This window comes from Pseudomonas sp. GM17, from assembly GCF_000282175.2.
GTDB lineage: Bacteria > Pseudomonadota > Gammaproteobacteria > Pseudomonadales > Pseudomonadaceae > Aquipseudomonas > Aquipseudomonas chlororaphis.
This window is the reverse complement of record NZ_CP124732.1, coordinates 1526558-1548763: the sequence shown is the minus strand read 5'-3', so window position 1 is coordinate 1548763 and position 22206 is coordinate 1526558. Positions and strand designations below refer to the sequence as shown.

General features: G+C 65.1%; 22 protein-coding genes. 14 read left to right on the top strand and 8 right to left on the bottom strand.

Features of this window, described 5'->3' with window-relative positions; translation table 11 throughout:
- Positions 1 to 6 precede the first annotated feature (6 nt).
- Complete coding sequence (locus tag PMI20_RS06905; protein WP_007930690.1) at positions 7 to 1113, top strand: ABC transporter permease; 1107 nt, start codon at positions 7 to 9, stop codon at positions 1111 to 1113.
- Positions 1113 to 2039 carry an ABC transporter permease gene (locus tag PMI20_RS06900; RefSeq protein WP_007930689.1) on the top strand — a complete coding sequence of 309 codons (927 nt, stop codon included), beginning with the start codon at positions 1113 to 1115 and terminating at the stop codon, positions 2037 to 2039. Before PMI20_RS06905 ends, PMI20_RS06900 begins: the two co-directional genes overlap by 1 nt.
- A gap of 40 nt (positions 2040 to 2079) precedes the next feature.
- Here PMI20_RS06900 and PMI20_RS06895 read toward each other — a convergent pair whose 3' ends face one another.
- Positions 2080 to 2511 carry a hypothetical protein gene (locus tag PMI20_RS06895; protein ID WP_007930687.1) on the bottom strand — a complete coding sequence of 144 codons (432 nt, stop codon included), beginning with the start codon at positions 2509 to 2511 and terminating at the stop codon, positions 2080 to 2082.
- An 83-nt stretch (positions 2512 to 2594) separates the two neighbouring features.
- On the opposite strand from PMI20_RS06895, the gene PMI20_RS06890 reads away from it, so the two are divergent.
- From PMI20_RS06890 to PMI20_RS06880, 3 genes are all read left to right on the top strand, one after another.
- On the top strand, positions 2595 to 2945 hold the full coding sequence (locus PMI20_RS06890) for a MerR family transcriptional regulator (protein ID WP_007930685.1): 351 nt from the start codon (positions 2595 to 2597) through the stop codon (positions 2943 to 2945).
- 25 nt (positions 2946 to 2970) lie between these two features.
- The gene (locus PMI20_RS06885; protein WP_007930683.1) at positions 2971 to 3654 is read left to right on the top strand and encodes an SDR family oxidoreductase; all 684 of its coding nucleotides are present in this window, start codon (positions 2971 to 2973) and stop codon (positions 3652 to 3654) included.
- Between the two features lie 243 nt (positions 3655 to 3897).
- Entirely contained in the window at positions 3898 to 5256 is a 1359-nt protein-coding gene (locus PMI20_RS06880) for an 8-oxoguanine deaminase (RefSeq protein WP_007930682.1), read from the top strand.
- Positions 5257 to 5359: 103 nt separating this feature from the next.
- On the opposite strand, the gene PMI20_RS06875 is transcribed toward PMI20_RS06880, so the two are convergent.
- The gene (locus PMI20_RS06875; RefSeq protein ID WP_007930681.1) at positions 5360 to 6451 is read right to left on the bottom strand and encodes a calcium:cation antiporter; all 1092 of its coding nucleotides are present in this window, start codon (positions 6449 to 6451) and stop codon (positions 5360 to 5362) included.
- Between the two features lie 349 nt (positions 6452 to 6800).
- On the opposite strand from PMI20_RS06875, the gene PMI20_RS06870 reads away from it, so the two are divergent.
- From PMI20_RS06870 to PMI20_RS06860, 3 genes are all read left to right on the top strand, one after another.
- A complete protein-coding gene (locus tag PMI20_RS06870) occupies positions 6801 to 7883 on the top strand; it encodes a BMP family ABC transporter substrate-binding protein (protein WP_007930680.1) in 1083 nt (360 codons plus the stop codon).
- Positions 7884 to 8033: 150 nt separating this feature from the next.
- The gene (locus PMI20_RS06865) at positions 8034 to 8999 is read left to right on the top strand and encodes a 2-oxoglutarate and iron-dependent oxygenase domain-containing protein (RefSeq protein WP_007923277.1); all 966 of its coding nucleotides are present in this window, start codon (positions 8034 to 8036) and stop codon (positions 8997 to 8999) included.
- 213 nt (positions 9000 to 9212) lie between these two features.
- Positions 9213 to 10166: an adenosine deaminase gene (locus PMI20_RS06860; protein ID WP_007923280.1), complete on the top strand. Its 954-nt coding sequence runs from the start codon at positions 9213 to 9215 to the stop codon at positions 10164 to 10166.
- Positions 10167 to 10303: 137 nt separating this feature from the next.
- On the opposite strand, the gene PMI20_RS06855 is transcribed toward PMI20_RS06860, so the two are convergent.
- Entirely contained in the window at positions 10304 to 11680 is a 1377-nt protein-coding gene (locus tag PMI20_RS06855; protein ID WP_007923281.1) for an MFS transporter, read from the bottom strand.
- A 109-nt stretch (positions 11681 to 11789) separates the two neighbouring features.
- Positions 11790 to 12719 (bottom strand): transcription regulator VimR, encoded by a 930-nt coding sequence (vimR, locus tag PMI20_RS06850; protein ID WP_007923282.1) that lies wholly within the window; start codon positions 12717 to 12719, stop codon positions 11790 to 11792.
- 134 nt (positions 12720 to 12853) lie between these two features.
- On the opposite strand from vimR, the gene PMI20_RS06845 reads away from it, so the two are divergent.
- The 3 genes from PMI20_RS06845 to PMI20_RS06835 all read left to right on the top strand — a co-directional run bounded on the left by PMI20_RS06845 (position 12854) and on the right by PMI20_RS06835 (position 14514).
- A complete protein-coding gene (locus PMI20_RS06845) occupies positions 12854 to 13144 on the top strand; it encodes a putative quinol monooxygenase (RefSeq protein WP_007923283.1) in 291 nt (96 codons plus the stop codon).
- A 32-nt stretch (positions 13145 to 13176) separates the two neighbouring features.
- A complete protein-coding gene (locus tag PMI20_RS06840) occupies positions 13177 to 14190 on the top strand; it encodes a zinc-binding alcohol dehydrogenase family protein (RefSeq protein WP_007923285.1) in 1014 nt (337 codons plus the stop codon).
- A gap of 144 nt (positions 14191 to 14334) precedes the next feature.
- Positions 14335 to 14514 (top strand): hypothetical protein, encoded by a 180-nt coding sequence (locus tag PMI20_RS06835; RefSeq protein ID WP_007923286.1) that lies wholly within the window; start codon positions 14335 to 14337, stop codon positions 14512 to 14514.
- On the opposite strand, the gene PMI20_RS06830 is transcribed toward PMI20_RS06835, so the two are convergent.
- A complete protein-coding gene (locus tag PMI20_RS06830; RefSeq protein WP_007923287.1) occupies positions 14515 to 15711 on the bottom strand; it encodes a multidrug effflux MFS transporter in 1197 nt (398 codons plus the stop codon).
- 107 nt (positions 15712 to 15818) lie between these two features.
- Positions 15819 to 16016 carry a heavy-metal-associated domain-containing protein gene (locus PMI20_RS06825; protein ID WP_007923288.1) on the bottom strand — a complete coding sequence of 66 codons (198 nt, stop codon included), beginning with the start codon at positions 16014 to 16016 and terminating at the stop codon, positions 15819 to 15821.
- Positions 16017 to 16164: 148 nt separating this feature from the next.
- On the opposite strand from PMI20_RS06825, the gene PMI20_RS06820 reads away from it, so the two are divergent.
- The 3 genes from PMI20_RS06820 to cueR all read left to right on the top strand — a co-directional run bounded on the left by PMI20_RS06820 (position 16165) and on the right by cueR (position 19513).
- Entirely contained in the window at positions 16165 to 16548 is a 384-nt protein-coding gene (locus tag PMI20_RS06820; RefSeq protein WP_007923289.1) for a hypothetical protein, read from the top strand.
- Between the two features lie 164 nt (positions 16549 to 16712).
- Positions 16713 to 19109, top strand: coding sequence for a heavy metal translocating P-type ATPase (locus PMI20_RS06815; RefSeq protein ID WP_007923290.1), 2397 nt, complete (start codon positions 16713 to 16715; stop codon positions 19107 to 19109).
- Positions 19106 to 19513 (top strand): Cu(I)-responsive transcriptional regulator, encoded by a 408-nt coding sequence (gene cueR, locus PMI20_RS06810; protein WP_053259511.1) that lies wholly within the window; start codon positions 19106 to 19108, stop codon positions 19511 to 19513. Before PMI20_RS06815 ends, cueR begins: the two co-directional genes overlap by 4 nt.
- A gap of 159 nt (positions 19514 to 19672) precedes the next feature.
- On the opposite strand, the gene PMI20_RS06805 is transcribed toward cueR, so the two are convergent.
- A complete protein-coding gene (locus PMI20_RS06805) occupies positions 19673 to 20569 on the bottom strand; it encodes a PA4780 family RIO1-like protein kinase (RefSeq protein WP_007928734.1) in 897 nt (298 codons plus the stop codon).
- A gap of 292 nt (positions 20570 to 20861) precedes the next feature.
- On the bottom strand, positions 20862 to 22139 hold the full coding sequence (locus PMI20_RS06800; RefSeq protein WP_007928733.1) for an acetyl-CoA C-acetyltransferase: 1278 nt from the start codon (positions 22137 to 22139) through the stop codon (positions 20862 to 20864).
- Positions 22140 to 22206 lie beyond the last annotated feature (67 nt).

The window sequence follows — 22206 nt, the reverse complement described above, 5'->3', positions numbered from 1 at the left end:
TTATTTATGCTGCTTTCTCTCGAACCCCGCGGCCAGCAATCGCGCCTGATGCTCTGGTGCTCACCGCTGTTGGCCGCGGCCCTGACCCTGGGCTGTGGCTCATTGCTGTTCGTCGCCCTGGGCCACGACCCGCTGGAAACCCTGCACACCTTGCTGATCGCCCCGATCAGCGACCTGTATGGCGTCTCCGAACTGCTGGTCAAGGCCCTGCCGATCCAGCTCTGCGCCCTCGGCCTGGCCGTGGCGTATCAGGCGCGGATCTGGAACATCGGCGCCGAAGGCCAGCTGCTGCTCGGCGCCCTGGCCGGCAGCGCCCTGGCGGTAAATATCATCGACCTGCAAAGCCGCTGGGCGCTGGTGCTGATCCTGCTCACCGGCACCCTGGCCGGCGCCGCCTGGGCCGGCCTCACCGCCTGGTTGCGCACGCACTTCAACGCCAATGAAATCCTCACCAGCATCATGCTCAACTACATCGCCCTGAACCTGCTGCTGTATTGCGTGCACGGGCCGCTGAAAGACCCGGCCGGGTTCAACTTCCCCGAGTCGGCGATGTTCGGCGATGCCAGCCGCCTGCCGCTGCTCCTGGAAGACGGCCGGGTGCATGCCGGGGTGTATTTCGCCCTGCTGGCCCTGGTGGCGGTGTGGGTGCTGCTGCAAAAAAGCTTCGTCGGTTTCCAGATCAAAGTGCTGGGGCTGGACAAGCGCGCCGCCGGCTTCGTCGGTTTTCGCGAGAAGCGCCTGATCTGGCTGGCGCTGCTGATCAGCGGTGGGCTGGCCGGCCTGGCCGGGGTGTGCGAAGTCACCGGCCCCATCGGCCAGCTGGTGCCCCAGGTATCGCCCGGCTATGGCTATGCGGCGATCACCGTGGCCTTTCTCGGCCGCCTGCACCCCATCGGCATTCTGTTCTCCAGCCTGCTGATGGCGCTGCTGTACATCGGCGGCGAGAACGCGCAGATGAGCCTCAACCTGCCGCAAGCCATCACCCAGTTGTTCCAGGGCATGATGCTGTTCTTCCTGCTAGCCAGTGACGTGCTGATTCTCTATCGGCCGCGCCTGAACCTGCGCTGGGCACGTCGCGCCGCCAACCCTTGCGTGCAGGCAGGAGCGCTGTGATGGATATCGATCTGTTGAGCAATATTTTCTACGCCATGATCCGCTGCGGTACACCGCTGCTGCTGGTGGCCCTGGGCGAACTGATCTGCGAGAAGAGCGGCGTCCTCAACCTCGGCCAGGAAGGCATGATGCTGTTTGGCGCGGTGATCGGTTTTATCGTCGCCCTGAACAGCGGCAACCTGTGGCTCGGCGTACTGCTGGCGATGCTCGCCGGCATGCTGCTGTCATCGCTGTTCGCCCTGGTGGCACTGGTGTTCAACGCCAATCAGGTGGCCACCGGCCTGGCCCTGACCATCTTTGGGGTCGGGCTGTCGAGCTTCGTTGGCGCCAGTTGGGTCGGCAAACCGCTGGCCGGGTTTGAACCCATGGCGATTCCGCTGCTGAGCGAAATCCCCTTGATCGGGCGCATGCTGTTTGCCCAGGACCTGCTGGTCTACCTGTCCTTCGCCCTGTTCGCCCTGGTGGCCTGGGTGATCCTGAAAAGCCGGGTCGGCCTGATCATCCAGGCGGTCGGCGAAAACCCCGACGCGGCCAGCGCCATGGGCCTGCCGGTGCTGCGGGTACGCACCCTGGCGGTGCTGTTCGGCGGCGCCATGGCCGGCCTGGCCGGGGCATACCTGTCCCTGGCCTACACACCGATGTGGGCGGAAAACATGAGCGCCGGGCGCGGCTGGATCGCCCTGGCGCTGGTGGTGTTCGCCAGCTGGCGGGTGTGGCGCCTGCTGCTCGGCGCCTACCTGTTCGGTCTCGCCAGCATCCTGCATCTGGTGGCGCAAGGCCTGGGCCTGGCGGTCCCTTCGAACCTGCTGGCGATGCTGCCGTATGCCGCGACCATCCTGGTGCTGGTGCTACTGTCCCGGGATGCGCTGCGCACCCGCCTGTATGCGCCGGTGTCGCTGGGGCAGCCGTGGCAGGCGGGGCGATAGATAGCGTTCGGGCGGGCGTTATCGCGGGCAAGCCTCGCTCCTACGGAATCCCTGGCAAGGGCTCGAGGCGTCTGTCCTGCTCGCGAACCGGCCACAACTGCGCCACCGCCCAGGCCAGTTCGAAAAGCAGGATCACGCCGATCAAGGCCGTGCCGCCCTGGGCCAGGGCGTAGATCTGCCAGGTGGCGAACAGCAGCCGGCCGGCGGCGTCGTAGCGTCCGAAGGCCAGCTGCGGATCGCGGATGCGCAGCACCGACCACACGCAGACGATCGAGCCCATCAGGTTGACCATCAGCATGTGCATGGGCTCGAACGGCGGCAGTGCGCCGGGCAGGTCGAGGGCCCGGCTCCACTGCTGCATCAGGCCGTGCAGGGCGAGAAAGCTCCAGGGGGTGACAAAGGCGGCGGTGACGATCAGGTCGTACCAACCGCTGGCCCGCACCAATTGACGGTATTGCGTTGTGCTCCACATAAAGGATCGCTCCGGATATTCAAGGAGCACACAAGCTAAAGCCTGGAGTATGCTCCAGGGTCAAGCCCTTCCGAGACTCCAGCATGCGCATCGGTGAACTTGCCCAGGCCTGCGCCGTCAGCCGCGATACCCTGCGCTTCTACGAGCAGCGCGGGTTGATCGCGGCGCAACGCAGCGCCAACGGCTATCGTGAATACCCCAGCGACACGGTGCAGCTGGTGCTCTACATCAAGACCGCGCAGCGCCTGGGCTTCAGCCTCGGCGAGATCGGCAGCAGCGTTGCCGCGATCTGGCATGCCAGCGATCCGGACAGCGCCGTGACGCAACTGCTGCAAGACAAACTGACCCTGATCGAGACCCGCATCAGCGAACTGGGCGAGTTGCGCCAGGAGCTGCAACAACGGCTCGGCCAGCGTTGCCCATTAAATCCATGATCTTCACTCATCAAGGAATCCCCGCATGTCTACGCCAAAAACCGCACTGATCATCGGCGCCTCCAGAGGCCTGGGCCTGGGCCTGGTGCAACGTCTGCTGGACGCTGACTGGCAGGTCACCGCCACCGTGCGCAACCCGCAAAAAGCCGAGGCGCTCAAGGCCCTGGGCCCGGTCCGTATCGAGCAACTGGACATGGACGACCAGCAGGCGGTGATCGCCCTGAACCAGAAGCTCAAAGGCGAAGTGTTCGACCTGCTGTTCGTCAACGCCGGGGTCAAGGGGCCGGACGACCAGACGCCAGGCAAGGCGACCCTCGCGGAAGTCGGCCAATTGTTTTTCACCAACGCCGTGGCGCCGATCAACCTGGCCCAGCGTTTCCTCCCACAGATCCGTCCGGACAGCGGCGTGCTGGCGTTCATGAGTTCGGTACTGGGCAGCGTGACCATGCCCGACGCGCCGGAGCTGGCGCTGTACAAGGCCAGCAAGGCGGCACTGAACTCCATGACCAACAGCTTCGTCACCCAGCTCGAGCAGAAGCTCACCGTGCTGTCGCTGCACCCGGGCTGGGTGAAGACCGACATGGGCGGCGAGGGCGCGGACATCGACGTCGAGACCAGCACCCGTGGCCTGATCGAGCAGATCAATGCCTATACCGGCAAGGGCGGGCACCATTTCGTCAACTACAAGGGCGAGACCATTCCCTGGTAAGCCTGCACCTGTAGCCGCGGCCGACATCGCAGCGCCCAGTTCTTGGTCGAGCGCCGGACGCCATCGCGGGCAAGCCTCGCTCCTACAGTCACCGCCGTGTGTAGGAGCGAGGCTTGCCCGCGATAGACCGCGCAGCGGTCTCCCCGTAAACTGCGCACCTCGCCCCCGTGGCGACCCTGGATCAGCAGACAGGGCAACACTGAGCTGGCTAACCTGAACCCACTTTCAGAGGAGCCGGCCACCATGCCTGCGACCCGTACCTGGTTAAAGAATCCCCTCGCCATTTTCACCGGCAATGCCCTCGACGCCCGTGGCGGCCTGGTGCTGCAAGACGGCCTGATCGTCGAAGTGCTCGGCGCCGGCCAGCAACCCGCCCAGCCCTGTGGACAGGTCTTCGATGCCCGCGAGCATGTGCTGCTGCCGGGGCTGATCAACACCCATCACCACTTCTATCAGACCCTGACCCGCGCCTGGGCGCCGGTGGTCAACCAGCCGCTGTTCCCCTGGCTGAAAACCCTGTACCCGGTCTGGGCCCGGCTGACCCCGGAGAAACTCGCCCTGGCCAGTAAAGTGGCGCTGGCCGAACTGCTGCTGTCCGGCTGCACCACCGCCGCCGACCACCACTACCTGTTCCCCGAAGGCCTGGAAAACGCCATCGACGTGCAGGTGGCCAGCGTGCGCGAACTGGGCATGCGCGCCATGCTCACCCGCGGCTCCATGAGCCTCGGCGAAGCGGATGGCGGCCTGCCGCCGCAACAGACCGTGCAACAGGGCGAGGTGATTCTCGCCGACAGCCAACGGCTGATCGCCGAGTACCACGAACGCGGCGCCGGCGCGCAGATCCAGATCGCCCTGGCGCCCTGCTCGCCGTTCTCGGTAACCCCAGAGATCATGGCGGCCAGCGCCGAGCTGGCGGCAAAACTCGACGTGCGCCTGCACACCCACCTGGCGGAGACCCTCGACGAGGAAGACTTCTGCCTGCAACGTTTCGGCCTGCGCACCGTGGACTACCTGGACAGCGTCGGCTGGCTCGGCCCACGGACCTGGCTGGCCCACGGCATCCATTTCAACCCCGATGAAATCGCCCGCCTCGGTGCCGCCGGGACCGGCATCTGCCATTGCCCGAGCTCCAACATGCGCCTGGCCTCGGGTATCTGCCCGACCCTGGAACTGACCGACGCCGGCGCGCCCGTCGGCCTGGGCGTGGATGGCTCGGCCTCGAACGACGCCTCGAACATGATTCTCGAAACCCGTCAGGCCCTGTACCTGCAACGCCTGCGCTACGGCGCCGAAAAGATCACCCCGGAGTTGGTGCTGGGTTGGGCCACCCAGGGTTCGGCACGGCTGCTGGGGCGCAGCGATATCGGCGAGCTGGCCGTGGGCAAGCAGGCCGACCTGGCGCTGTTCAAGCTCAATGAGCTGCGCTTCTCCGGCAGCCATGATCCGTTGTCGGCGTTGCTGCTGTGCGGCGCGGATCGGGCGGACCGGGTGATGGTCGGCGGCCAGTGGCGGGTGATCGACGGGCAGGTCGAGGGCCTGGATGTGCGGGGCCTGATTGCCGATCACCGGCAAGCGGCGCGGGAGTTGATCGGCGGCGTCTGATCCGGCGTTATCGCGAGCAAGCTCGCTCCTACAGGGAACCGGTTCCGATCATTTCCAGAATGAATCACGCCGGATGTAGGAGCGAGGCTTGCCCGCGAAGCTTTTACAGCCCCAACAGCGACAACATGATGAAGGTCGCGAACAGCACGAAGTGGGTCATGCCTTCGATGGCATTGGTCTCACCGTCATTGAGGTTGATCGCGCTGACGATCAGGGTGATGAAGATCATCACCGTCTGCACCGGGGTCATCGCCATCTGGAACGGCTGGCCGGTGTAGAGCGCCATCGCCTCCATCACCGGCACCGTCAGGATCACCGTCGACAACGACGCGCCCAACGCAATGTTGACCACCGACTGCATGCGATTGGCTAACGCCGCACGCAGGGCCGTGAGGATTTCCGGTGCCGCGGAAATCGCCGCCACCAGGATCGCCGTGATCACCGGCGGCGCGCCCGTGCCTTCCAGCCCCAGGTCGAGGGTCTTGGACATCACCTCCGCCAACGCGCCGATCAGTACCACGCCGAACACCAGGGTGGCGATGGAAAACGCCAGGCTGACAGGCGCCGGCTGATCTTCTGTCGGTTCTTTCTTGCGGCGTTTTTCCGGGTAGCTGTAGCTGAAGAAGTAGCTGTGGGCGCCGACCTGCATGCGCAGGAACAGGGTGTACAACAGCACCATGGCGCCAATGGTGAAGGCCGAGTAGAGCTTCCACTTCGACTCGGGAATGAACTCCGGCACCACCATCGACACGCCCATGGCGGTGAGGATCATCACACTGTAGGAACGCGCCGAGTCGTCGTTGTAGGCCTGCTCGCCATGCTTGATCCCGCCCATCAGCGCGGCCAGGCCGAGGATGCCGTTGATGTCGAGCATCACCGCCGAATAGATGGTGTCGCGCACCAGGGTCGGCGAGGCCTCGTTGCTCATCATGATCGCCAGGATCACCACCTCCACCAGGACCGCGGCCAGGGTCAGGATCATGGTGCCGTAGGGGTCGCCGACCTTCTCCGCCAGCAGCTCGGCGTGATGGGCGACGCGCATCGAGGCCGCGACGATAAAACCGATCAGCACCAACCCCGAGATCAGTGCCACGCCCTGGCCGCTGTTGAGCAGCGCATGCTCCAACGGATAGGCAACCAGCGCCGCGAGCAGCGCCAGCAACAGAAAACTTTCTTGCTTGAGTGAAGTGAACATTGCAGTCCTTTGACCGGATAAATCGAGCAGAAAGAGATGAGCTAAAGACTGCCTGAAGTCACTAACGTTTCGTTACACCTTAGTGCACCAGGGGTTGGCATGAAGTGGGCGTGGCGCACCGGGTTAGCTCTTGGGCGGCCTTGAGATTGATCGCGGGCAAGCCTCGCTCCTACAGGTTTTACGCCATGCCGGATCCCATGATCGCCGCGACTCTGTAGGCGCGAGGCTTGCCCGCGAAGGCTTCACCCTGGTCCCGAAGATTTTGTTGTCCTGTTGGTCAGCTATTTGCATTGAGCCATTCAAGCCTTAGGGCCCAGCCACGCCCCACAACAAAATGGAGTCCGGATTCATGCATAAACGTGCGTTGCAAAAACTGCTGTGCGCCCTCACCGCGGCCATCGGCCTGAGCGTCTCGCTGGGCGCCAGCGCCGCCGATCCGTTGAAGGTCGGCTTCGTCTATATCGGCCCGATCGGCGACCACGGCTGGACCTATCAGCATGAACAGGGGCGCCTGGCGCTGGTGGAGAAGTTCGGCGACCGGATCAAGACCAACTATGTGGAGAACGTCGCCGAAGGCGCCGACGCCGAACGGGTGATCCGCAACATGGCCAAGGATAAGTACGACCTGATTTTCACCACCTCCTTCGGCTACATGAACCCGACCCTGAAAGTCGCCAGGCAGTTTCCCAAGACCACCTTCGAACACGCCACCGGCTACAAGCAGGACAAGAACCTTGGCACCTACCTGGCCCGCACCTATGAAGGTCGCTACGTCGGCGGTTTCCTCGCGGCGAAGATGACCAAGAGCAAGAAGGTCGGCTACATCGCCTCCTTCCCGATCCCGGAAGTGATCCGCGACATCAACGCCATCCAGCTGGCCCTGAACAAATACAACCCGGGCACCGAGATCAAGGTGGTGTGGGTCAACTCCTGGTTCGACCCGGGCAAGGAAGCCGACGCCGCCAACGCCCTGATCGACCAGGGCGCCGACGTGATCTTCCAGCACACCGACAGCCCGGCGCCGATCCAGGCCGCCGAACGCCGTGGCGTGTACGCCGTGGGCTACGCCTCGGACATGGCCCACTTCGGACCGAAAGCGGTGCTGACCTCCATCGTCAACAACTGGGGCCCGCACTACATCCAGGCCACCCAGGGCGTGCTCGACCACAGCTGGAAATCCCAGGACTACTGGGGCGGCCTGAAGGAAGGCACGGTCCAATTGCCGATCAGCGACCTGGTACCGGCCGACGTCAAGCGTGAGGCCGAGCAGATCATCGCCGACATCAAGAGCGGCGCCTTCCACCCGTTCACCGGGCCGATCAAGGACCAGGCCGGCGTGGAAAAACTCGCCGCCGGGGTCAGCGCCAGCAATGCAGAGCTCGCGTCGATGAACTATTACGTGGAAGGCATGAAGGCCGACATTCCGAAATGACTCGCCGGTAGCCGCTGCCGCGGGTTGCACCAAGTTCCGAAGGTCCTTTGCTCGATACCCAGAGCACGCCCCCTTCGTCGGAGTGCCGCCCAGATCGATCGCAGCCTGCGGCAGCGGCTACAGGGCAGTGAGTACCTTGAGAGCATTTATATGAACCAGCTGCCAATCATCGACATCAGCCCGCTCTACGGCGACGACGCCCAAGGCTGGAACAGCGTCGCCCAGCAGATCGACCGTGCCTGCCGCGAGTGGGGGTTCTTCTATATCAAGGGCCACCCGATCACCTCCGGGCGCATCGGCCAGTTGCTCGACGCCGCCCGGTATTTCTTCGCCCTGCCGGCCGCCGAGAAACTCAAGATCGATATCACCCAGACCCGCCACCATCGCGGCTATGGCGCGATCGCCACCGAGCAACTGGACCCGGACAAGCCAAGCGACCTCAAGGAAACCTTCGACATGGGCCTGCACCTGCCGGCCGACCATCCCGAGGTGCTCGCGGAAAAACCGTTGCGCGGCAGCAACCGGCACCCGGATATCGCCGGCTGGGAAACCCTGATGGAGCAGCACTACCTGGACATGCAGGCCCTGGCCCAGACCCTGCTGCGAGCCATGACCCTGGCCCTGGGCATCGAGCGCGATTTTTTCGACAGCCGCTTCAAGGAGCCAGTCAGCGTCCTGCGCCTGATCCATTACCCGCCGCGGCATACCGCCAGCAGCGACGAACAGCAAGGCGCCGGCGCCCACACCGATTACGGCTGCATCACCCTGCTCTACCAGGACAGCGCCGGCGGCCTGCAGGTGCGCAACGTCCAGGGCCAGTGGATCGACGCCCCACCCATCGAGGGCACCTTCGTGGTCAACCTCGGCGACATGATGGCGCGCTGGAGCAACGACCGTTACCGGTCGACGCCGCACCGGGTGATCAGCCCGCTGGGGGTGGACCGCTACTCGATGCCGTTCTTCGCCGAACCCCATCCGGATACCCGCATCGAATGCCTGCCCGGCTGCCAGGATGCCGGGCATCCGCCGAAGTACCCGGTCACCACCTGCGCCGAATTCCTCTTGTCGCGGTTCGCCGATACCTATGCCTATCGCCGGGAACCGCAAGCGTCCTGATCGCCCGGCGGGTCAGGTTTTGCCGAATAGTCCGCGTGCGCCTGTAGAATGCCTGCCCTTATGGGCGCGATTGGAACCTGACGCGCCCGCGCAGCCCTGGGAAAACCCGGGGCCGGCGCCTGTCATCGAACCTTGCGGTGGGCTTTTCGCCGCAGGATGATGGAGCGCAATACGTTCACGCAGCGCTCGACTGCACCTGATGAGATCACACCCATGTACGACTGGCTGAACGCCTTGCCCAAGGCCGAACTGCACCTGCACCTCGAAGGATCCCTGGAGCCCGAGCTGCTGTTCGCCCTGGCCGAACGCAACAAGATCGCCCTGCCCTGGAGCGATGTGGAAACCCTGCGCAAGGCTTATGCCTTCAACAACCTGCAAGAGTTCCTCGACCTGTACTACCAGGGCGCGGACGTACTGCGCACCTCCCAGGATTTCTATGACCTGACCTGGGCCTACCTGCTGCGCTGCAAAGAGCAGAACGTCATCCACACCGAACCCTTCTTCGATCCGCAGACCCACACCGATCGCGGCATTCCTTTCGAAGTGGTGCTCAACGGCATCGCCAGCGCGCTCAAGGATGGCGAGCAGCAACTGGGCATCACCAGCGGCCTGATCCTCAGTTTCCTGCGCCATCTGAGCGAAGATGAAGCGCAGAAAACCCTCGACCAGGCGCTGCCGTTCCGCGAAGCCTTTGTCGCGGTCGGCCTGGACAGTTCGGAAATGGGTCACCCGCCGAGCAAGTTCCAGCGGGTGTTCGATCGTGCCCGCAGCGAAGGTTTCCTCACTGTCGCCCACGCCGGTGAAGAAGGCCCGCCCGAGTACATCTGGGAAGCCCTCGACCTGCTGAAGATCCAGCGCATCGACCATGGCGTGCGCGCCTTCGAGGACGAGCGACTGATGCAGCGCATCATCGACGAGCAGATCCCGCTGACCGTCTGCCCGCTGTCGAACACCAAGCTCTGCGTGTTCGATCACATGTCGCAGCACAACATCCTCGAGATGCTCGAGCGTGGGGTGAAGGTCACCGTGAACTCCGATGACCCGGCCTACTTCGGCGGCTACGTCACCGAGAACTTCCACGCCCTGTACACCCACCTGGGCATGACCCAGGACCAGGCCAAACGCCTGGCGCAGAACAGCCTGGATGCGCGGCTGGTCAAGCCGTAAACCGCCATCGCGGGCAACCTGCCCGCGATCCCCCTGTAGCCGCTGCCGCAGGCTGCGCTCGACCGCGAAGCGGGCGCCGCTTGAGGGCCTCGAAAGGTTCTTCGGACCTTATCGCAGCCTGCGGCAGCGGCTACAGATCAAACGCCGACTTCGCTCAACTCCTCCAGCGTCTTGCCCCGGGTCTCCATCCCGAACAGCCAGACCACCGCCGCGGCGACCGCGAAACACAACGCGCCCAGGGCGAACACCCCGCCCTGCCCGGTCATCGGGAACACCACGCCGGTCACCAACGGCCCGAGCAGCGACCCGATGCGCCCCACCGCCGAGGCGAACCCGGAGCCGGTAGCCCGCGCCGAGGTGGGATATAACTCGGGCGTGTAGGTGTAGAGCACCGCCCACATGCCGAACAGGAAGAACTGCATCAACAGGCCGGAGCTGATCAGCAGCGCCACGTTGCCGCCGAACACCGCGCTCTGCCCGTAGAAGAACGCCATGACTCCACCGCCCAGCAAGGTGATCACGCACACCGGCTTGCGCCCCCAGCGCTCCACCAGCCAGGCGGCCATGAGGAAGCCGGGAATCCCGCCGAGGGAAATCAGCACCGTGTAGTACACCGACTGAGTCACGGCGAAACCCGATTGCTGCAACAAGGCACTGAGCCACGAGGTCAGGCCATAAAAACCCAGCAGGGCAAAGAACCACACACTCCAGATCATCATCGTGCGCTGGCGATAGAGCGGCGACCAGATCTCGCGCAAGGCCGAAAAGAAGTGCCCCGGCACGCTCTCCACCCGCGGCAGGCGCACCGGCTCGGGCAGGTCCGCGCGCTGCAGCGAGGCGCGGACCTTATCCTCGATCCGCCGCAGCACCTGGTCGGCATCGGCGTGCCGCCCGGCCTGCTCCAGCCAGCGCGGCGACTCGGGGATGAAGAAACGGATCGCCAGCACGAACACCGCCGGGATCGCCAGGACCAGGAAGATGTCGCGCCAGCCGATCAGTGGCAGCAGGAAGTACGAGAGCACGCCCGCCGCGACGAAACCCAGCGGCCAGAAGCCATCCATCAAGGCGATATAGCGCCCGCGCCGCTTGGCCGGGATCATCTCCGAGAGCATCGACTGGGCGATGGGAAACTCCATGCCCATGCCGATCCCCAGCAGCACCCGGAACAGGGTCAGGCTGTCCACCGTCTGCGCCGTGGAGCACAGGTAACTGGCGATGCCCCAGAGCACGATGCTCCACTGGAACACCGGCTTGCGCCCGAAGCGGTCGGCGAGCATGCCCGACAGCGACGCGCCGACCACCATGCCGAAGAAGCTCGAACTGGCCAGCAGGCCGGCCTGGGCGGTGCTCAGGCCGAACTCGGCTTTGATCGAGCCGAGCAGGAACGTCATCATCGCCAGGTCCATGGAGTCGAAGAAAAACGCCAGGGCGATGATGATGAAAATGACCCGGTGATAACCGCTGATGGGCAAGCGTTCCAGACGCTCTGCCGCACTGTACCCCTGACTTGCCATGCCCCGCCCCCCCGATTGAATGGTCTGCAATCGAGTGTGCAAGATCGACGCCGCCGCTCAGTGCTGGATGCGACCTGCCCGCACCCGGCAACGACGCCGCCGGCCTGGGTCAGTGATCGGCGTGGGTTGGCTTGGGGTAACGCGCGGAAACTTCAGCGCAGCGCGCCTGCAACATGTCCCGCAGCAACTTCACCGGCTTGCTCAACTGCGCCCGATGCGCGCACAACAGGTTCAGCGGTGCCCGTTCGCAGCGCAGCTCCGGCAGCAGCACCTTGAGCCGCCCGGCCAGCACATCGGCCGCCACGTCGAGCCAGGACTTGTAGGCGATGCCCCGCCCCGCCACCGCCCACAGGCGCACCACATCGGCGTCGTCGCTGAAGCGATCACCGCTGACCGTCAGGCCGACCTCGCGCTTGCCGTCATGGAAACTCCAATGGTCATGCACCCGGCTGCCAAGCATGTAGAGCAGGCAATTGTGCTGGGCCAGTTGCTCCAGCTGACGCGGCTCGCCGTGGCGGGCCAGGTACTCGGGGGCGGCCACCAGCACCCGGCGGTTCTGCGGCGCGACAGGCAAGGCCACCAGGCTGGAATCTTCCGGTTCGCCGTAACGCAGGGCAATGTCCACCGGCTGGCGAAACAGGTCGGCGATACGGTCGCCCAGCAGCAGGCGCAGCGTGAGCTTGGGGTGCTCCAGCTGGAACTGGTCGAGCCAGGGCAGCAACAGATTGCGGCCGAAATCCGAGGGCGCGGACAGCTGGAGAACGCCGCTGACCTGATCCTGCCCGCTGGCCAGCAGGCGCCGGCCTTCCTCCAGGTTGCTCAGGGCCGCGCGGGCATACTCGAGAAACCCTTCGCCCTCGGCGGTCAGGCGCAGGCTGCGGGTCGAACGCGCCAGCAGCCGGGCGCCGAGCTGCTGCTCGATACGCTTGAGCGCAGCGCTGGCCACCGCCGCCGACAGGTCCATGACCCGCGCCGCGGCGGACAGGCTGCCGAGGTCGGCGGCGCGCACGAACAATTGCAGGTCATCGAATCGCAACATCTGGCTCACCGGGCATTATCAAAAAAATGTTGAAAGAGACTGCTGTTTTAGCCGGTTTTATCTTCAGGGGAAATGGCCAATGATCGGCCTACCGTCATATCAGCTCGTCACGCCAGCCTTTGAAGGAACTCCCTATGTCGCAAGCCTTTACCGCCATCGCCACCCTTGTCGCCAAGAGCGGCCAGCAGGCCGTGCTCAAGCGCGAACTCAGCGCCCTGGTGCAACCGAGCCGTGAAGAAGCCGGCTGCCAGTTTTACAACCTGCATCAGGACGCCGAAGCCCCAGGCACCTTTTATGTACTGGAGCGCTGGGACGACGAGGCGGCCCTGGAATTTCACAACGCCACGGCGCACTTCCAGCATTTTCTCAGCCAGACCCGCGAGGCGATCGAGCATTTCGAGCTCAAGCGCCTGCTGCTCCTCTGACCCAACCTTCATCTTCATCAGGAAAACCCACCATGAAAGCCATCGCCTACTACGCCTCCCTGCCGATCGACGATCCGCTATCCCTGCAAGACATCGAACTGCCGGAGCCGCTCGCCGGCCCCCGCGACCTGCTGGTGGAAGTCAAAGCCATCTCGGTCAACCCGGTGGACACCAAGGTCCGCCAGAACGTCCAGCCTGAAGGTGGTGCCGCCAAGGTGCTGGGCTGGGACGTGGCCGGGGTGGTCAAGGCGGTGGGCAGCGACGTCAGCCTGTTCAAGGCCGGCGACAAGGTGTTCTACGCCGGCTCGATCGCCCGCGCCGGTGGCAACAGCGAATTGCACGTGGTCGACGAACGCATCGTCGGCCATATGCCCAAGAGCCTGGGCTTCGCCGAAGCCGCCGCCCTGCCGCTGACCGCGATCACCGCCTGGGAACTATTGTTCGAACGCCTGCAGATCGCCGAAGGCCAGACCGATCGGCAGCAGAGCCTGTTGATCGTCGGCGCGGCCGGCGGCGTCGGTTCAATCCTCACCCAACTGGCCAGCCAGCTCACCGGGCTCAAGGTCATCGGCAGCGCCTCGCGCGCCGAAACCCAGGGTTGGGTACGCGAGCTGGGCGCCGACCTGGTGATCGACCATAGCCAGCCGTTGAGCCAGGAACTGAAAAAAGCCGGCCAGGCCAGCGTCACCCATGTCGCCAGCCTGACCCAGACCGATACGCACCTGGACGAGTTGGTCGAGGCCCTCGCGCCCCAGGGCCGGCTGGCGCTGATCGACGATCCGAAAACCCTCGACGTGACCAAGCTCAAGCGCAAGAGCCTGTCGCTGCACTGGGAGTTCATGTACACCCGCTCGCTGTTCGAAACCGCGGACATGCAGGAGCAGCACAAGCTGCTCAATCGCGTCGCCGAGCTGATCGACGCCGGCACCTTGAAGACCACCCTGGGCGAGCACTTCGGCACGATCAACGCGACCAACCTGCGGCGCGCTCACGCGTTGCTGGAAAGCGGCAAGGCCAAGGGCAAGATCGTGCTCGAAGGCTTCTGAGGCCGGAGCGGACGGCGTCCTGCCTGCGCTAAAAAGGGGCAGGATGCCGTCAGTCCGACAGTTGATCCTTGTCATACTTGTGACCGTATTCGGGTCTACACTGGGGGCCTTTGCAATGCAGTCTTTTACGCTAGGAGGTCAGCAATGAAGATCCTGATAAAAGAATTGGCAAAATCCAAAGGCACCCAATGGCAGGTTCAACTCGACCAGCATGCGGTGACTTTCCGCAGCGAGGCCGAAGCCCGAGCCTTCGCCAATACGCTGGAAACGCGTCTGCAAGCCCCCCACCGATTCCCCGAAAGCCAACAGCGCGCCGCCGGCTGATTACAGCTGGGCGGCTTGCAGCGCCCTGGCGTTCTGCAATTTGCGGGTGACCATCGCCAGCGTCACCACCAGAATCCCACACAGGCTGATGACCGTTGCCATCGGCACGGCGCTGCCATCGTGCAGCACGCCCACCAACGCCGCGGCGCCGGCCGCCACACTGAACTGCAGGCAGCCGAGCATCGCCGAGGCACTGCCGGCCCGCGCGCCCTGACCGTTCATGGCGCAGGCCGAGGCATTGGGAAGGATGCAGCCCAGGCTGGCGATACAAATGAACAGCGGCGCCAGCAGCGGCCAGAGTTGTGCCGGGTGCAGCGAACTGACGGCGAGCAAGGCCAGGCCACCCAACAGGTAGATCCACACTGTGCGTGCCAGCAGGAACGCCGGGCCACGCTTGGCCAGCAACCGCGCATTGATCTGCGCCACCAGGATAAAGCCGCCGGCGTTGATCCCGAAGAACCAGCCGAAATGCTCGGCCGGCACGCCATAGAGCTTGATGAAGACAAAAGGCGAACCGGCGATGTAGGCGAACATCCCGGCGATGGCGATGCCCCCGGTCAGGGCATGGCCGAGGAACACCCGGTCAGCCAGCAACCGACCGTATTGGCGCAAGGCCCCGGACAACGGCTGGCGCGGCACATGGGCCGGCAGGCTTTCCGGCAAGCCCAGGGCTACCGCCAGGCCGGCCAGGGCGCTGAACAGGGTCAGCATGATGAAGATCGACTGCCAGCCGTAGAGATTCACCAGCAGGCCGCCGAGCATCGGCGCCAGGATCGGCGCCAGGCCCATGACCAGCATCAGCTGGGAAAACACCTTGGCCGACCCCACCGCGTCGCACTTGTCGCTGACCACCGCCCGGGAAATCACCATGCCCGCGCAGCCGCCCAGGGCCTGGACGAACCGCGCGCCGATCAGCCATTCCAGGTTCGGCGCGTAGGCACAGGCCAGGGACGCCAGGGTGAACAGCCCCACCCCGACCAGCAACGGGATGCGCCGGCCGAAGCGGTCGGCCACCGGGCCGTAGGCCAGCTGGCCGATGGACAGGCCGAGGAAGTAGGCCGCCAGGGTCAGCTGAACGTGTTTTTCATCGGTGCCAAAGGCCAGCGCCATCGCCGGGAACGCCGGCAGATAGAAATCGATGGCCAGAGGACCGAAGGCGCTCAGGGCGCCGAGAATCAGGATTGTGCGAAGGTTCATCAGGCATCCAGGTGCGGGTCGGTCGGCAGCCCGACAGTTTATCCGCGCTTGGAGGCCTTGAACATTCCGATAGGTCGCTAACTATTAAAAAGACCGGCTAAATCCACTCAGGCCAGCTTGACCGCATAGCCTTCTTCGCTGATCAGGCTGATCACCTCGTCGGCGGACAAGCGACTTTCCACACCCACTTCCCTGGCCCCGAGATCGACCTTGACGCTGGCCGCCGGATCCTTGCTCTGCACTGCCTGGGTGATGGCCCGGACGCAGTGACCGCAGGACATTCCTTCGACATTGAACACTTGCATGACGCTTCTCCTGTAGTGAGGGTTGTCGCCAGTCTCGACCTTGCCATCATGGCAAGGTCAAGTTCCGGATGCATCTGCCGGGCTGGCAATCGGCGACGCGCTCGGCCAAGCTTCACCCCTCAACGACACGACACTAGGAGATTCAGCCATGCGCTGGTCGGTTATCAGCCTGTTCAGCCTCCTCGGCCTGATCGCGGCATCCCCTTCGGTCAACGCCGCCGGTGAGGACTACGGCGTCCTGATCATTTCCCGGGAACGCCTGGAAGTCGCCACGTCCTGCGAAATCGGCCTGTACATCGAGGACCAGTTGGCGGGCCGGCTGTTCCAGGAACAGGCCACGTCCTTCAACCTGCCGCCGGGCAAAGTCTCGCTGCGCCTGAAACTGCTGCCGGGGCAGATGCCGGGCTGCAACCCGGGCATGCTCGCGCCAGGCTCCCAGGACATCAGCCTCAAGGCCGGCGACGTACTGAAGTTCCGCATCGCCATGAGCCCGTCGGGCCTGCTCCTCCAGCGCACCGGCCTGGGATACTGAGGCCGCGGGTCGTCGCCTGCGCCCTGTTCCTCCCCGGAACCGGCACGGGCGACGATCCGGGCGCTACCCCCGAGACAGATTGAAGCACCCCACACCATGGCGCTTGACCTTGCCAACATGGCAAGGTTGATCCTGTAGACCACCGTTTACAGGGAGTGTCAGTGATGTCCGAATCAACCACTTTTGACCTGCCGATTGCCGGCATGACCTGCGCCAGCTGCGCCGGACGCGTGGAACGCGCCTTGAGCAAGGTCGCGGGCGCCGCGGCCGTCAGCGTCAACCTCGCCACCGAACAGGCCCGTGTCCAGGCGCCCAGCGACAGCCTGCCGGCGTTGATGGCCGCGGTGCAGGATGCCGGCTACAGCGTGCCGGCCCACAGCCTGGAGCTGAACATCGGCGGCATGACCTGCGCCTCCTGCGTCGGTCGCGTGGAACGCGCGCTGGCCAAGGTGGCCGGGGTCACCCGGGTCAGCGTCAACCTGGCCAACGAACGCGCGCACATCGATCTGCTGGGCCAGGTCGATAGCGCCGACTTGATCGCCGCCGTCAGCAAGGCCGGCTACTCCGCCACCCTGTGGCAGGCCGAACACCCCGAGCGCGACGATCAGGAACAACGCCTGCGGCACGAACGCTGGTCCCTGGTGCTGGCGATCCTGCTGGCCCTGCCGCTGGTACTGCCCATGGTGGTGCAACCCTTTGGCCTGCACTGGATGCTCCCGGCCTGGGCGCAGTTCGTCCTGGCCACGCCGGTGCAATTCATCTTCGGTGCGCGTTTTTATGTCGCCGCCTGGAAAGCCGTGCGCGCCGGCGCCGGCAACATGGACCTGCTGGTGGCCCTGGGCACCAGCGCCGGTTACGGCTTGAGCCTCTACCAATGGGCCATCACCCCCGCCGGCGGCATGCCGCACCTGTACTTCGAGGCCTCGGCCGTGGTCATCGCCCTGGTGCTGCTGGGCAAGTACCTGGAAAGCCGCGCCAAGCGCCAGACCGCCAGCGCCATCCGCGCCCTCGAAGCCTTGCGCCCGGAACGGGCGATCCAGGTCGTCGATGGCCGTGAGCAGGAAGTGGCGATCAGCGCCCTGCGCCTGAACGACCTGGTGCTGGTCAAGCCCGGCGAGCGCTTCCCGGTGGACGGCGAAGTGGTCGAAGGCCAGAGCCATGCCGACGAAGCCCTGATCAGCGGTGAAAGCCTGCCGGTGCCGAAACAGCCCGGCGACCCGGTCACCGGCGGCGCCATCAACGGCGAAGGCCGGCTGCTGGTGCGGACCCTGGCCCTCGGCGCGGAAACCGTGCTGGCGCGCATCATCCGCCTGGTGGAGGACGCCCAGGCCGGCAAGGCACCGATCCAGAAACTGGTGGACCGGGTCAGCCAGGTGTTCGTGCCGGCGGTGCTGGTGCTGGCCCTGGCGACGCTGGTCGGCTGGTGGCTGTATGGCGCGCCGCTGGAAACCGCGCTGATCAATGCGGTCGCGGTGCTGGTCATCGCCTGCCCCTGCGCGCTGGGGCTGGCCACGCCGACCGCGATCATGGCCGGCACCGGCGTCGCCGCCCGCCACGGAATCCTGATCAAGGACGCCGAAGCCCTGGAGCGCGCCCATGAAGTCAGCACGGTGGTCTTCGACAAGACCGGCACCCTGACCTCCGGCACGCCACGCATCGCCCACCTGGACGCGGTCGACGGCGACGGAGACCGCCTGCTGCAACTGGCCGGCGCCCTGCAACGCGGCAGCGAACACCCGCTGGCCAAGGCGGTTCTCGACCTGTGCGCCGAACGCCAGCTGGCGGTAGCCGACGTCAGCGCCAGCCAGTCCCTGACCGGCCGCGGCATCGCCGGCACCCTGGACGGCCGCCAACTGGCCCTGGGCAACCGGCGCCTGCTGGAAGAAAGCGGCCTGCAGGCCGGCGACCTGGCGGCCTCGGCCCAGGCCTGGGAAACCGAAGGCCGCACCCTGTCCTGGCTGATCGAACAACAGCCGCAACCACGGGTACTGGGCCTGTTCGCCTTTGGCGACACCCTCAAGCCCGGCGCCCTGCAAGCGGTGCAGCAACTGAGTGCACGTCATATCGGCAGCCACCTGCTGACCGGCGACAACCGCGGCAGCGCCAAGGTGGTCGCCGAGGCCCTGGGCATTACCGACGTGCACGCCGAAGTGCTGCCCGCCGACAAGGCCGCCACGGTCGCCGAACTGAAAAAGACCGGCGTGGTGGCGATGGTCGGCGACGGCATCAACGACGCTCCGGCCCTGGCCGCCGCCGATATCGGCATCGCCATGGGCGGCGGTACCGATGTGGCGATGCACGCGGCGGGGATCACCCTGATGCGCGGCGACCCGCGCCTGGTGCCGGCGGCCCTGGAGATCAGCCGCAAGACCTATGCGAAGATCCGCCAGAACCTGTTCTGGGCCTTCGTCTACAACCTCATCGGTATTCCGTTGGCGGCGTTCGGCCTGCTCAACCCGGTGCTGGCCGGGGCGGCCATGGCGCTGTCCAGCGTCAGCGTGGTGAGCAATGCGCTGCTGTTGAAAACCTGGAAACCCAACGACCTGGAGGACGCCCGATGAACATCGGCCAAGCAGCCCGCAAGAGCGGCCTGAGCGCCAAGATGATCCGCTACTACGAGTCCATCGGCCTGCTCCGGCCGGCCCATCGCAGCGACAGCGGCTACCGCCTGTACGGTGACGACGACCTGCACAGCCTGGCCTTTATCAAGCGCTCGCGGGACCTGGGGTTTTCCCTGGAGGAAGTGGGCAAGCTGCTGACCCTGTGGCAGGACCGCCAGCGCGCCAGCGCCGATGTCAAAGCCCTGGCCCGCCAGCATATCGACGAGCTCAACCGGAAAATCGCCGAGCTGGCCGGGCTGCGCGACACCCTGCAGGACCTGGTGCAGCACTGCCACGGCGACCATCGCCCGGATTGCCCGATTCTCAAGGACCTGGCCTCCGGCGGATGCTGCACGCCCCCATGACCTGTAGCCGCTGCCGCAGGCTGCGACAAGGGCCGAAGGCCCTTCTGGCGGTTTCAAGAGCAGCGCCTGCTTCGCAGTCGATCGCAGCCTATCGGCAGCGGCTACGTGATTCACGGGCACAAAAAATCCGGCTATTGCCGGATTTTTTGTGCCCGTGAATCACTGCATCCAGGGCGGGGGCGGTGGTTCCTCGGACTTGGCCGGTGGCGCGTCGTCGGCCATGCGCATGGCCTGGCGCCGTTCCTCGTCCAGGCGCGCCGCCTCGATCTCCCGCAGCACGCCGCCGACATCCGCCAGTTCTTCCGGATCGTCGAACTCGCCGGTCAGGACGCTGGCCGGGTGCAGGGTGCCGGCTTCGTACAGGGCCCACATCTCCTTGGCGTAGCGGGTACGCTTGAGCTCCGGGGCGAAACGCCCGAAGTAGGACGCCATGTTGCCGACATCCCGCTCCAGCATGCTGAAGGCGTGGTTGTTGCCCGCCGCATCCACCGCCTGGGGCAGGTCGATGATCACCGGGCCGTCGGGGGTCAGCAGCACGTTGAACTCGGACAGGTCACCGTGCACCAGGCCGGTACACAGCATCAGCACGATCTGGGAAATCAGGAAGGCGTGATATTCGCGGGCCTGATCCGGCTCCAGCACCACGTCGTTCAGGCGTGGCGCAGCATCGCCGTATTCATCCGCCACCAGCTCCATCAGCAGCACGCCTTCGAGGAAGTCGAACGGCTTGGGCACCCGCACCCCGGCGTTGGCCAGGCGGAACAGGGCCGCCACTTCGGCGTTCTGCCAGGCGTCCTCGGTCTCCTTGCGCCCGAACTTGGACCCCTTGGCCATCGCGCGAGCCTGACGGCTGTTGCGCACCTTGCGGCCTTCCTGATACTCGGCCGCCTGACGAAAACTTCGTTTGTTCGCCTCCTTGTAAACCTTGGCGCAACGTAATTCGTTGCCGCAGCGCACCACATAAACAGCTGCTTCTTTACCACTCATGAGTGGGCGCAGCACCTCGTCGACCAGACCGTCCTCGATCAGGGGTTCAATGCGTTTTGGAGTCTTCATCAGCTTTTATCAGGGGTCCTTTATTACCAAACACGCGAATGTCACTCGTTATACGGCAATCCTCGCACCACGGGGAGAGGTTACCGACCTACGACAGTGCCAATGCACTCAATGTGCCAGGTCAACCCGTCATGTCGACAGGCTCGACCGACCAGGATCATAGCCCAGTGCTCGGCGGCTGCCCGTTACTACAGGCCGGGGTAGATGTGACAGAAGCTGGCGAGCGCTTCGCGCTCGATCGCGAGCAAGCTCGCTCCTACAGGGGGCCGCCACTGCGCAAACACCTGGCCCCTCAGCGCTCGACAATCGCCGTCACGCCCTGGCCACCGGCGGCGCAGATCGAAATCAGGCCACGCCCCTGCCCCGCCACCTCCAGCAGCTTCGCCAGGTTGGCGACAATGCGCCCGCCGGTGGCGGCGAACGGATGCCCGGCGGCCAGCGAGCTGCCTTTGACATTCAGCCGGCTGCGGTCGATGGAACCCAAGGGCGCATCCAGCCCCAGGCGGGTCTTGCAGTAGTCTGCGTCCTCCCAGGCCTTGAGCGTGCACAGCACCTGCGCGGCAAAGGCCTCATGGATTTCGTAGTAATCGAAGTCCTGCAGCCTCAGGCCATTACGGGCCAGCAAGCGCGGCACCGCATAGACCGGTGCCATCAGCAGCCCTTCCGCGCCGTGGACGAAATCCACCGCCGCCGCTTCGCCGTCGCGCAGATAGGCGAGGATCGGCAAGCCACGCTCCTTCGCCCATTCCTCACTGCCCAGCAGCACCAGGGACGCGCCATCGGTCAACGGCGTGGAGTTGCCCGCGGTCAGGGTGCCTTTGTCGCTGCGTTCGAACACCGGCTTCAAGGACGCCAGCTTTTCCAGGGTCAGGTCCGGGCGCAGGTTGTTGTCGCGGGTCAGACCGAGGAAGGGGGTCATCAGGTCGTCGTGCCAACCCTCGGCATAGGCGGCGGCCATTTTCTGATGGCTCTCCAACGCCAACTGATCCTGCTCGTCGCGGGGAATGTTCCAGGTTTGCGCCATCCGCTCGCAGTGCTGGCCCATGGACAAGCCGGTCCGCGGTTCGCCATTGCGCGGCAGTTCCGGCTTGAGGTGCCGGGGGCGCAGTTGCAGGAAGGTCAGGAGCTTGTCGCCCAGGGTCTTGCCGCGGTTGGCTTGCAGCAGGATCTTGCGCAGCCCCTCGTTGACCCCGATCGGCGCGTCCGAGGTGGTATCGACGCCGCCGGCGATGCCGCATTCGATCTGCCCCAGGGCGATCTTGTTGGCCACCAGCAACGCCGCTTCCAGGCCGGTGCCGCAGGCTTGCTGGATATCGTAGGCCGGGGTGGTCGGCGACAGCCGCGAGCCGAGCACGCATTCGCGGGTCAGGTTGAAATCCCGGGAATGCTTGAGCACCGCGCCAGCGGCCACTTCGCCCAAGCGCAGGCCGTGCAGGCGGTAGCGCTCGATCAGGCCTTCCAGGGCCGCGGTAAGCATGGCCTGGTTGCTCGCGGTGGCGTAAGGCCCGTTGGAACGGGCAAAGGGGATACGGTTGCCGCCGATAATCGCAACACGACGCAGCTGAGTCATGGAAAGATCCCTATTCTGTGAGTGGCACAACCGACAAGCGTAGGTTGTTTGTCATGGACCGAACGAC

Bases quoted from the DNA above. Each gene is read 5' to 3' on its own strand.
- PMI20_RS06905 (WP_007930690.1), top strand. From the start codon at position 7: ATGCTGCTTTCTCTCGAACCCCGCGGCCAGCAATCGCGCCTGATGCTC.
- PMI20_RS06900 (WP_007930689.1), top strand. From the start codon at position 1,113: ATGGATATCGATCTGTTGAGCAATATTTTCTACGCCATGATCCGCTGC.
- PMI20_RS06895 (WP_007930687.1), bottom strand. From the start codon at position 2,511: ATGTGGAGCACAACGCAATACCGTCAATTGGTGCGGGCCAGCGGTTGG.
- PMI20_RS06890 (WP_007930685.1), top strand. From the start codon at position 2,595: ATGCGCATCGGTGAACTTGCCCAGGCCTGCGCCGTCAGCCGCGATACC.
- PMI20_RS06885 (WP_007930683.1), top strand. From the start codon at position 2,971: ATGTCTACGCCAAAAACCGCACTGATCATCGGCGCCTCCAGAGGCCTG.
- PMI20_RS06880 (WP_007930682.1), top strand. From the start codon at position 3,898: ATGCCTGCGACCCGTACCTGGTTAAAGAATCCCCTCGCCATTTTCACC.
- PMI20_RS06875 (WP_007930681.1), bottom strand. From the start codon at position 6,451: ATGTTCACTTCACTCAAGCAAGAAAGTTTTCTGTTGCTGGCGCTGCTC.
- PMI20_RS06870 (WP_007930680.1), top strand. From the start codon at position 6,801: ATGCATAAACGTGCGTTGCAAAAACTGCTGTGCGCCCTCACCGCGGCC.
- PMI20_RS06865 (WP_007923277.1), top strand. From the start codon at position 8,034: ATGAACCAGCTGCCAATCATCGACATCAGCCCGCTCTACGGCGACGAC.
- PMI20_RS06860 (WP_007923280.1), top strand. From the start codon at position 9,213: ATGTACGACTGGCTGAACGCCTTGCCCAAGGCCGAACTGCACCTGCAC.
- PMI20_RS06855 (WP_007923281.1), bottom strand. From the start codon at position 11,680: ATGGCAAGTCAGGGGTACAGTGCGGCAGAGCGTCTGGAACGCTTGCCC.
- vimR (WP_007923282.1), bottom strand. From the start codon at position 12,719: ATGTTGCGATTCGATGACCTGCAATTGTTCGTGCGCGCCGCCGACCTC.
- PMI20_RS06845 (WP_007923283.1), top strand. From the start codon at position 12,854: ATGTCGCAAGCCTTTACCGCCATCGCCACCCTTGTCGCCAAGAGCGGC.
- PMI20_RS06840 (WP_007923285.1), top strand. From the start codon at position 13,177: ATGAAAGCCATCGCCTACTACGCCTCCCTGCCGATCGACGATCCGCTA.
- PMI20_RS06835 (WP_007923286.1), top strand. From the start codon at position 14,335: ATGAAGATCCTGATAAAAGAATTGGCAAAATCCAAAGGCACCCAATGG.
- PMI20_RS06830 (WP_007923287.1), bottom strand. From the start codon at position 15,711: ATGAACCTTCGCACAATCCTGATTCTCGGCGCCCTGAGCGCCTTCGGT.
- PMI20_RS06825 (WP_007923288.1), bottom strand. From the start codon at position 16,016: ATGCAAGTGTTCAATGTCGAAGGAATGTCCTGCGGTCACTGCGTCCGG.
- PMI20_RS06820 (WP_007923289.1), top strand. From the start codon at position 16,165: ATGCGCTGGTCGGTTATCAGCCTGTTCAGCCTCCTCGGCCTGATCGCG.
- PMI20_RS06815 (WP_007923290.1), top strand. From the start codon at position 16,713: ATGTCCGAATCAACCACTTTTGACCTGCCGATTGCCGGCATGACCTGC.
- cueR (WP_053259511.1), top strand. From the start codon at position 19,106: ATGAACATCGGCCAAGCAGCCCGCAAGAGCGGCCTGAGCGCCAAGATG.
- PMI20_RS06805 (WP_007928734.1), bottom strand. From the start codon at position 20,569: ATGAAGACTCCAAAACGCATTGAACCCCTGATCGAGGACGGTCTGGTC.
- PMI20_RS06800 (WP_007928733.1), bottom strand. From the start codon at position 22,139: ATGACTCAGCTGCGTCGTGTTGCGATTATCGGCGGCAACCGTATCCCC.